The following is a 10,432-nucleotide window of genomic DNA, read 5'->3' as shown; positions in this document are numbered from 1 at the left end:
GAATTTCCGGGAATGTAGCAGCTTGAAAATCGACTTTTTCAACAGTCTGTCTTTTTCCACTTAATAGGTCCAGAACTCTGAAAACGGGCAAATTAAGATACCTTTTTCCACTTCCTATATTTACCATACCTTTTCAACGTCTGCTTCGTTTATACACAAAATCGCGGGAAGTGAATCGAACAACGGGTTCGGGAATCAGACGGTTGATGCAGACGGTTGATTCCCCTATCTATAAAAACACCCCCTCATATAGCTGGAGTACTATCCTCCAGCCCTTGAGGGGGCGGTTCTTATTGAGGGTTAATCCTAAGACCGAAGCTCGAAGAGCCTCGCGGTCTTGCCCGGCGGCAGCGAGACGCTCAGGCTGCCTTCCGCCGGGTTCCAGCTCCATTCGGAGCCATGCGCCTGCGGATAGGCGCAGCGGGCCTCTGCGGCCTGTCCCTTCAGCTCAGGGACGGGCAGCGTAATCCCGGCTGCATCTCCGGCAATACGCCATACGGCAATATAGCGGATGTCGCCATGGCGCAGGCCGAAGCTGACCCATTCCCCGCGGCTGTCCGGCAGACCGAGCGGCCAGAAGGCGAACGCCTGCGGGATATGGGCGCGGATGGATTTGTAATAATCCAGCGCCTCCTTCACCAGGGCTCTGCGCTGCGGAGCAAGCTCGGCCAGATGGCCGCTCTGGTGAACGCGGAGCAGCAGCGCATTGACCATGTTGAAGATGACCTCTTCATCATCGCCTTCGCGCAGCGGATACGACCACACGGCCGATTGCTCCGGCGTCAGCGCTGCCGGGGAGCCTGCGGCAATGGCCGCGTACTGCACATAATCCTCCTGGTCGCTGGTCGACTGGATGCTGTGACGGCTGAGCATGGCATAGTCCATCCGCATGCCGCCGCTGGAGCAGTTCTCAATCACCAGCTGCGGGTAACGGACGAAGATACTGTCCAGCCAGGCCAGATAGGCCCGGTTATGCTGCAAGAGGCCGTCCCCGAAGCTGTCGGCATCTGTCTCTGTGCCGATCCCTGCGTTGATGTTGTAGTCCATCTTGATATATCCGACACCGTATTCTTCCACCAGCCGGGCAATGACGCCATTGGCATGCTCTATGACCCTCGGGCTGCGGTAATCCAGCTGATACCGGCTGCGGTCCTTCACCCGTTTGCCGTGGCGCATGAAGAACCAGCTGTCGTCGGTCTCAGCCAGCTTCGGACTGTTGACCCCCATAACCTCCAGCTCCAGCCAGAGTCCGGGAATCATTCCTTTGCTGCGGATATAGTCCAGCACATATTTGATGCCTTCCGGGAACCGCTCGATCGACGGCTCCCACTGGCCCACGCCGTCCCACCACTCGCCCGGGGCATACCAGCCGGCGTCGATACAGAAGTATTCACAGCCGACATCGGCGGCGGCATCAATCAGCGGCAGCAGCTTCTCCGTCGTCGGGCTTCCCCACAGGCAGTTCATATAGTCATTAAAAATAATCCGCAGCAGCTCATTGTCCTCATTCGGTCTGCGGATGATCCGCCGGTATGCGGTCAGCTGCTCTGCCGCGCCCTGGAAGCCGCCCTGCACAGCGCCTGCGGCCACCGGCACAGAGGTGAATTCTTCACCCGGGGCCAGCTTCATCCACCAGTGGTTGTCATGCTCCGTAGGCCCGCTGACCAGCAGCGTGAGCTGGTCGTACTGATCCGTCAGCTCCCAGTGCCAGGAGCCGTTGTGCTCAATCTGCCAGAACAGGCTTGTCCCGCTCTCCTTATTCTGCAGTACCGCCATCGGCAGCAGCTCAGCCGCCGACCAGGAGCCGGTATTGCTGGCGGCAATCCGCTTCGAGCCGCGGTCGGCCAGATGGGACATACCCAGCTCCGGTAGGCTGTAGCTCTTCCACTGCAGCTCGCTCTGCCAGCCGCTGTGAGCAAGGCTCACTTCGATTTTATCGCCCCGGTCTTTGCTGCCCTCTTTGTCCACTCCAGTAAGCGCAAACGAAGAAATGTATTCTACCGCAGTATCCGCATCCCCTTCATTGCGCAGCACTGTCCAGGAGCGCACAATCTGCACACCTGTATAGAACTGATAATGCTGCACCGCCTTCACTCCTGTCAGCGGATCAACGAGTGTAATCTCCAGCTTGCGTCCCAGCGGATTTACCGTATCGCTGTGCCCGCCATACACCATACGCAGCCCCGGATACGACGCGCGGTGCGTCCGCCCGTGATATTCAGCCCGGTCCTCACCTGACAGCTGAAGCTCCAGCAGCCGGAAGCCCACCTTGCTCTTCTCTTCAATCCTTCCCGCTTCAAGCGGCGCCGCCCCGAAATGCAGCAGCCGTACATCCTGCTCTTCCGTTATTTCAATTGTAAGATAAAGTCCGTTCTCGGCAATATCGATCAGCTTGCTGCTCATGTGTAATTTGGCCTCCTGACAAATGTTAATATTGTTCTCCTTGGTTTCCCTGTTTTTCGGTCTCCCCTGATTATAAGGCCTTCTCTTATATTCGTAACTGCTGATTTCTTGCGCTGCTCGCATAAGTGGCGCAGTAACGGAGGTGAAGTTTGGGTTGGAGGAGCGTCAGCGTCCGCCTTTATGTTTGGATTTCTACTGCGGCCAGCAGTTTAATCAGGAAATCCAAACATAACAGCGGCCGAAGCCCGAACATTCACCGCAGTTACGTCCAGCCACTGGCCGCCCGCCACCGCCACAAATCCGCGTTACATAAAAAGAAGGCCCCCTCAGTAATAATTCTACTTCGGAGGCCCTCCCGTTACTAAAGCTTTTATTGAGCGGACCCGAATTGAATCCAGGCCTTTTGAATTTCATCAATCGCTTGATCCTTAGTCTTGCTGCCGCCGATATAAGCCTGCATCAATTCACCGAATTTCTGGTGGAACGTATCCAGCGAGTAGTTCACCGACAGGTCGCCGGATTTCTCGGTTTTCAGGATTTCTTCCATTTCCTTAGGCATTTGCAGGTCAGGCATCGGTGCATCCTTGATTGGAGGAATAACCTTAGCTACTGTGGAGAACCAGCTCTTACCGTATTCGGAAGTGTACAGCCAGTTGAAGAATTCAATCGTTTCAGCGGCTACAGCAGAATCCTTGTTAATGCGCAGCGCCTGGTCGGCACCGGTGATGATCTGGGACTGCTCAGCTTTGTCGCTGACAGGGTAACCGGCGATGCCGAGATCAAAGTCAGGGGTGATTTTCTTGATCGCTTCTTCATCCCATGCGCCTTTACCGGTCATGAATGCTGTTTTGCCAAGGGCAAAGTCACTGACTTCAGCATTGCTGTCGCGTTCCAGCGGCTTGTCCGTTCCGTGTTTTACCGTCGTATCAATGAAGGTGAAGAAGTTGTCCTTCAGCACCGGATGATCTGCGAAGGTCGTTTTGCCGGCGATGAAATCAGCTACGAGCGTCTTAGCGTCAGTACCTGCATCAGTTGCTGCAGCGTCAACGAAGTGTTGGAAGATATGCTTCCATACCCACCACTCTTTGTAGGCGTTGGCGAATGGCGTGATGCCCTTAGCTTCGAGCTTGGTGATGGCGTCATCCATTTCAGCGGTAGTCTTGGGAACTTCAGTGATGCCGGCATCTGCCAGCAGCTTCTTGTTGTACATCAGGACGAACAGGTTGCCTTTGACCGGAAGTCCCAGTACTTTGCCGTCTGTGGAGCTCATGTTGGAGCGGACAGCATCTGTCATCGCTGCTGCCAGCGGTTCATTGGTCAGGTCAGCACTGTATTCAGCGAAAGTATCGATATCGCCGCCAGCGGTAGTCTGGAACACGTCAGGCGTGCTGCCTGCGGCAATTTTGGATTTTAACACCGTATTGTAGTCAGCCTGCATAATTTCCAGATTGATCGTTACATTTGGCTTAACCTTCTTGTATTCAGCGATGTAGGCGTTGAAAGCGTCTGTGTACTCGGGAGATGCGGTAAACATATTAATCGTGACGGGCTTGGAAGAATCTGTAGCTGTATTCTCTGCTCCATTTGTTCCAGCCGTGTTGTTAGCGGCATTATTGGTGTTGTTCCCGCCGCAACCGGCCAGCAGTCCGCCGACGAGCAGCAGACTCGCAGATAGTGCCATAAATCGTTTTAACATGATGTTGCCCCCTTTTCCTTTTGCATCTTGTGGTCTTGCTCATCATTCTAAATAAAAAGAAAAAGGATAAGAATGTACATAAGTGAACTTATGAGGGTAAAAAAGTGTGTTCATGTAACCGTTTCACTTTTCTACCCCAGGCAGCTGCAGCCGGAATTCAGAAGGTGAACAATCATAGTAATTGCGGAACGCCTTGCTGAAATAGTTCTTATCCTTGTACCCCAGCATTTCGGAAATATCCTGAATTTTGAGGCCGGGATCGGACAGCAGTGCTTTGGCTTTGTCCATTCTCACCTTTTGCACATACTCATGAATGCCGTATCCGTACTGCCCCTTGAACAGCTTCATCAAGTATTCTCTGCTCAGGAAATATTTATCCGTGAACATCGATATCTTAATATCCTCAAAATAATGGTTATCAATGTATGCTTTAATATTTTCCAGCACGCTGCTGCGGTCTCCGGATAACGTCCGGCTGATCTCTCCGGCATAAACGTCGAATATCTGGTTAAGTACACGCTCAAACTGTTCAAAGGAGGCAAAATCGCTGCGGATGCCCAGGGCGTTCAGCCCCTTATCCTTGCTGCTGCGGATCTGCGGCGGTACTGCATCCAGTTGTGCAGCAATCTCATTGAGGAGAATAATGAATTCCTGCAGTGTTCTGTCCGCTTCACCGAGCGTGAAATGCTCCGCACCCTGCCATTTGGAGACAAACTCGCTGAAAATGTTGCGCGCATGGTTCACGTTACCGCTCTCCAGGCTGCTGCGGATCTGCGGCATCCGCCCGGTCAGTGAGGGATTGTCCCTGGACGCCGGCTTCTCCATCATGCTTCCGCCGCTCTGCAGGATCATGCTGCCCTTCATGCCCAGCAGGTCAATCCGGTCCAGTGCCGACTTGGCCTCCTCATAAGATGCGGCAATACTCAGGAGATCGCTGTAGGGATCACCTATTCCGCCGGCACAGACGATTCCGAACAGCTCCTTCAGCGTGGATGCGGCCTTCTTCATATGATGCAGAGACAGAAAGGCGGCGTCTGCCCCGTATCCGCCCTTCATCGTAAAGATAGCGATAAACTCCCGCTCCCCCTTGGGGCTGGCAAAGCTGAACGATTCAAACTGTCCGTCACTGTTCTCATTCATTACATTAGTTACGGCAAAATGCAGCAGATCCCGGTCCTCATGGAATCTTTCTTTACGCACCTGCTCCAGATTGAGCATCCGCAGAATACCTACAGCGAAATGGCTGGCCGCCCCGTCCGCACCGATCAGCGGCAGGAAGGCTTCATTGGACTGGGTTTTGAAGCTGCGGTCTATAATGGACAAATACATCTTCTCCTTCAGCTTCGGCAAAGACATATTCAGTGTAATATTGCGGTTGATGAACTCGCTCTCCCGCTTCCGCTTCGCTTCGAGTATGTCCACCGCCTTGCGCAGTGCATGGTTAAGATCGGTCCGGTTGACCGGCTTCAAAAGATAATCCACCACCTTGGAGCGGATCGCCTGGCGCGTATATTCGAAATCATTGTAGCCGCTGATCACAATCAGCAGCAGATCCGGGAACTCCTCCTCGGCGATCTGCAGCAGCTGGGCGCCGCTCAGCTCCGGCATTTTCATATCCACCAGCACCAGATCGAATTTCTCCCGGCGCAGCATCTCCAGCCCCGCCTGGCCATTGGTCGCCTCCAGAACCTGTCCGACACCCAGTCCCTTCCAGTCCCCCAGAATATTGATCGCTTCGCGCAAAGGTTCCTCATCGTCTATAATCAGCACTTTATACATGTTGTCCTACTCCTCCCCGCGGCAGCCGCATATCCATTTGTGTCCCGTGTTCACTACTGTGAATGGCCAATCCCGCCTCTTCTCCATATAAGAGCTTGAGCCGGGTGTTAAGGTTCTTCAGGCCAATGCTCTCATTGCCGTCCTCTTCCTCCGCATCCGAATCGCGGTCCTCCCACTGGATCTGCAGAGAGCTCATCACCTGCTCCAGCCGCTCCTCCTTGATTCCCGGCCCGTCATCAAGTACAGAAATTACGCTGTGGGTAGCGGTAACATGCGCCTCAATTCGGATGGTAACCGTAGTGGATACCTTCTCCAGCGCATGCTTGATGCAGTTCTCCACCAGCGTCTGAATCGACAGCTTGGGAATCCTCAGCTCCATCAGGCTTTCATCCCAATCGTACACGACCTGCATCCGGCTGCCGAACCGCGCCTTCTGCAGCGCCAGATAACGCTCAATATGCCGCAGCTCTTCCCGGGCCTGCACAACATCCCGCCCGCTGATGCAGTATCTCAGCGTCATGGCCAGATTGTCGACCATCTCGACGATATCATCATTGTTGTTCTTGAGCGCCTTAGTAGAGATGGCCTGCAGCGCATTGTACAGGAAATGAGGATTAATCTCGGCCTCCAGCGCTTTGAGGACCGCATTTTTTTCAACGATTTTCATTTTATAGCGTTCATTAATCAGTTCATTGGTCTTCTCGACCATCTTATTGAAGTGGCGCGACAGATAGGCGATCTCATCCTTACCCTCCACCGTTGCCTCGGCATCGAAGCTACCCGTACTGAACCGCTTCATCTGCAGCGACAGATTCTTCAGCGGGTTCGTAATTCTGTTCGAAGTGACGCTGACCAGCACCACGGACAATACCAGGAACAGCAGGCCGATGAATACATTCAGCTTGCGGGTCGTTGTCGCCGCGGCATAGATTTCTGTATACGGAATCGGCTTGACGAGCTTCCAGCCTTCTTTTTGACTGATGTCGTAGATCACCAGGTACTTCTGTTCTTCATCCGACCACGTCACACGCCCGTTCTTCTCCGGTGTCAATTGGTCCAGCAGCCCCGCCTTCCTGCTCCCCTGATAGAATTCCTTATCGTCCACCGTAAAAGGTTCATTATCCGGGCTGATATACATCAGATGCTGGCCGGTGCTGAACGGAATATCCTTCATAATCTCATCGGTCACCGACGAGTTAAGATAAAGGGACAGTACGGCCTGCGGCTCCCTCGATACAATGGAACGCAGCAGCCGGTGATACCCCATGAATACCTTGTCCTTGCTAACAGGATAATCCACACTGCTCTCCGCAGCCGGGGCTTCTTCCACAAAAGACTGGTAGGAGCGGTTGAACGGACTCGCCAGTGCCCGCTTATACCAGGACAGATTCTCAATCGGCGGATGTTCGGTCACCCGGACGGTAATATTATAGTTCTCCTTGGTGACATAATAATACTTGTGCTCCTTGATCACATACAGGTATACCGCCTCCAGGTCATTGCGGGAGAAATACAGATTCTTCAGATAATCCTCCACATACATCTTGGAGCCGTAGTCCTCTGATTCATGCAGGATGGCATAAGCGAACTCATCATATGAGATTTGTGGCAGGGACAATTGTTCAATTCCGCTCAGGTAACTCTCCAGATTGCGTCCGACCAGCAGCAGATTGTTGCTCGTGCTCGCAATGCTGTTGTTCACCGATTCCTTGCGCAGCATTCCATAGGAAATGTACGTCAGCGAGCTTACCACCAGAATGATGATTATAGTGAACAAAAGAATCAGTTTGTTGGCCAGCCTGCGGGAAATGCGCTCCAGTAAAGGCTCAAACAGCTTGTACAGCGTTCGTCTAATCATGTTCTCCGTCTCCCCGCTGGTGTATCAGGTCCCGGTCTCAGACTCATTTTTGTCATCCGGACTCAGTTCACCTTTTTACCCCTAACTGTACTCTTAAATCCATTTTTGAGTATAGGGGTCTGATCTATAATACACAATATAGACTAACCGGAATGGTTATGTGTGGCAAGCCAGGCACAATACTCCCACCCTATAACTCAAGAAGAGGTGCATCCATGTTAAAAACACTCGGCAAAAGATGGCGCGAGAAATTCGAATTCGGAATCTTTACTCTCCCGGTTCTGATCTGTATCGCAGTTGCATTCTACATTCCCTTTGCCATGACCATCCGTTATTCGATGACGAAGTGGAACGGGATTTCCAAGCATCCCAAATTCGTCGGACTGGACAACTTCAAACAGATCTTCTCGGGGGATAGCAACTTCTCCGATGCGGCCTGGTTCACGATTAAATATGCAATCCTTTACATTGTGATCGTCAACGTGCTGGCGATTCTGCTGGCCGTGCTGCTGGACATGAAGCTCAAGAGCACCTCCTGGCTGAGAGCGGCATTCTTTATCCCTTATATCCTCAGTCTTGTGATTGTCGGCTTCATCTGGAAATTCATCTTCATGCAGGGCTTCAACTCACTGGGTGAGAGCACCGGCTGGGCTATCTTCGACTTAAGCTGGCTCGGGACACCGGGACTGGCGTTCATCTCCATCTTAGGCGTGTCCATCTGGCAGTCGATCGGTTTCTATCTCGTCATCTACATTGCCGGTCTGCAGTCTGTGCCGGAGGATCTTAAGGAGGCTGCTACTGTAGACGGCGCAGGTCCGATGAGAAGATTCTTCAGCATCACGCTGCCGCTGCTTGCCCCATCGATTACGATTTCCGTCTTCATGGCGCTGACCAACTCGATCAAGGTATTCGACGTCATTCTGTCGCTGACCGGCGGCGGACCTGGCGGAACCACCTACAGCATCGCTTATGATATTTACCGGGATACGTTCCAGAACAACCTGTACGGCTACGGTACGGCGAAAGCGCTTATCCTGTTCCTGGCAGTACTTGTCGTGACGATCATCCAGCTGACAGTCTTCAAACGGAGAGAGGTTGAGGCATAATGAAAACAAACAACAACAAGGCAGGCAAGATCATACTGGAAGTTGTTTTGGTCATATTGTCTCTGCTGTTCCTGTATCCGCTGTTCCTGACGATTATTAACTCCCTGAAAAGCTTCAGCGAGGTCATGACCGACGTTATCGCACTGCCGAAGCACCTGACCTTCAGTAACTATTCCTATGTCTGGAAATTCATCAACTATCCGCGGCTGTTCCTGAACAACTTCATCATTACCGGCGTTGGCCTGCTTGGCATTGTGTTCATCTCCTCCATCGCCGCCTATAAGCTGGCGCGGACCAAGTCCAGATGGAGCGGCGTCCTGTACTTCCTGTGTATTATGCCGATGCTGATTCCGTTCCAGTCGATCATGCTGACTGTGCTGCAGACGGCCAAGAACCTGCATCTGTCCGAGAGCACCTGGGGACTGGGCCTCTTGTACTGGGGCTTCGGCGCACCGCTGGCGGTATTCATCTACCACGGCTTCGTGAAGGGAATCCCGACTGAGATCGATGAAAGTGCGACCATCGACGGCGCATCCGGCTTCCGCCTGTTCTTCAGCGTGATCTTCCCGCTGCTGAAATCGGTAACCACCACCATCGTCATCATCGACGTGATGTGGATCTGGAATGACTTCCTGCTCCCGCTGCTGATGGTTAACGGCTCGCCGGATACAAAGACATTGACACTGGCCGCTTACACCTTCGTCGGTCAATATACCTCAGACTGGCAATATGCCATGACCGCCATGGTAATGGCCGTATTGCCATCCATCGTTGTCTTCATCTTCCTGCAAAAGTACATCGTCAAAGGCGTAGTTGCCGGGGCTGTTAAGGGCTGATCTCTGGTCCTGCTCCTCCCCCTCGCCGGAGACAAATAAGGCACGGCTAAGCGGATTTCGCTTGGGCCGTGCCTTTTGATTTGAGTAGGATCTACGTTTGTGTGTTGTGAGGATGCTGTGTGAACAGACCGTTGTCCCCATCGCTCTTGTGTCCAAATTTTATTTATTCTTCTTAGTGGTGAAAATCCGGAGACTGCTGCTGCTTCTGAAGTGAGCTTTCCTGCGGAAAGCTTTCAGGCGGCCGCTGCCGCTTGTACACAATCGTTCCGTCCTCTCCGCTGTTTAAGCGGGAAAAGGTTCTGCAAATCTCAAACACAAAAGTCACCCTAACAGGTAAATCGAGCTGGGCTTATGCGGCCTATGTGGCCTGTGCAGCTTATGTAAATTTAAGGGCACTTATGCTCCTCATTTGCTCCTTTGGCTCGCATCCGGGGAAATCAAGGGCACTAATGCCCCTCATTTCCTCCTTTGGCCCTCATTCGGGGAAATCAAGGGCACTAGTGCTCCTCATTTCCTCCTTTGGCCCGCACTCAGAGAAATCAGAGGGATTTATCCCTTTGATTTTCACATTCTGCCTACTTTTGGCGGAATTAGAGGGACTTATCCCTTTGATTTCCCCATTCCGCCAACTTTCGGCGGAATCAGAGGGATTTATCCCTTTAGTTTCCCCATTCCGCCCACTTTCGGCGGAATTAGAGGGATTCTGGACTTCTGTCAAGAAAGTAGACGTTGAACTAAGAGATTTCCCGCTTAA

7 protein-coding genes are annotated in these 10,432 nt (G+C 52.6%); 3 read left to right on the top strand and 4 right to left on the bottom strand.

Annotated features, from left to right (window positions below; all coding sequences use genetic code 11):
- Positions 1-306: 306 nt before the first annotated feature.
- The 4 genes from QW71_RS34920 to QW71_RS34905 all read right to left on the bottom strand — a co-directional run bounded on the left by QW71_RS34920 (position 307) and on the right by QW71_RS34905 (position 7,736).
- The gene (locus QW71_RS34920; RefSeq protein ID WP_039310301.1) at positions 307-2,403 is read right to left on the bottom strand and encodes a glycoside hydrolase family 36 protein; all 2,097 of its coding nucleotides are present in this window, start codon (positions 2,401-2,403) and stop codon (positions 307-309) included.
- Positions 2,404-2,773: 370 nt separating this feature from the next.
- Positions 2,774-4,099 (bottom strand): ABC transporter substrate-binding protein, encoded by a 1,326-nt coding sequence (locus QW71_RS34915; protein ID WP_039310299.1) that lies wholly within the window; start codon positions 4,097-4,099, stop codon positions 2,774-2,776.
- Between the two features lie 123 nt (positions 4,100-4,222).
- Positions 4,223-5,878 carry a response regulator gene (locus tag QW71_RS34910; protein WP_039310297.1) on the bottom strand — a complete coding sequence of 552 codons (1,656 nt, stop codon included), beginning with the start codon at positions 5,876-5,878 and terminating at the stop codon, positions 4,223-4,225.
- Positions 5,871-7,736: a sensor histidine kinase gene (locus tag QW71_RS34905; RefSeq protein ID WP_047014140.1), complete on the bottom strand. Its 1,866-nt coding sequence runs from the start codon at positions 7,734-7,736 to the stop codon at positions 5,871-5,873. The genes QW71_RS34910 and QW71_RS34905 overlap by 8 nt, the downstream gene beginning before the upstream one ends.
- Before the next feature lie 215 nt (positions 7,737-7,951).
- Here QW71_RS34905 and QW71_RS34900 point away from each other — a divergent pair, with 215 nt between their 5' ends.
- The 3 genes from QW71_RS34900 to QW71_RS41700 all read left to right on the top strand — a co-directional run.
- Positions 7,952-8,842 (top strand): carbohydrate ABC transporter permease, encoded by an 891-nt coding sequence (locus tag QW71_RS34900; protein ID WP_039310295.1) that lies wholly within the window; start codon positions 7,952-7,954, stop codon positions 8,840-8,842.
- Complete coding sequence (locus QW71_RS34895) at positions 8,842-9,678, top strand: carbohydrate ABC transporter permease (protein WP_039310293.1); 837 nt, start codon at positions 8,842-8,844, stop codon at positions 9,676-9,678. Before QW71_RS34900 ends, QW71_RS34895 begins: the two co-directional genes overlap by 1 nt.
- Before the next feature lie 251 nt (positions 9,679-9,929).
- Positions 9,930-10,432: hypothetical protein (locus QW71_RS41700; RefSeq protein WP_235441635.1), on the top strand; the 503-nt coding region annotated here is incomplete at its 3' end.

This window comes from Paenibacillus sp. IHB B 3415 (assembly GCF_000802655.2).
In the GTDB taxonomy this organism is placed as follows: domain Bacteria; phylum Bacillota; class Bacilli; order Paenibacillales; family Paenibacillaceae; genus Paenibacillus_AQ; species Paenibacillus_AQ phytohabitans.
Note: the sequence above shows the minus strand (reverse complement) of the source record. Positions and strands in the feature narration are given on the sequence as shown.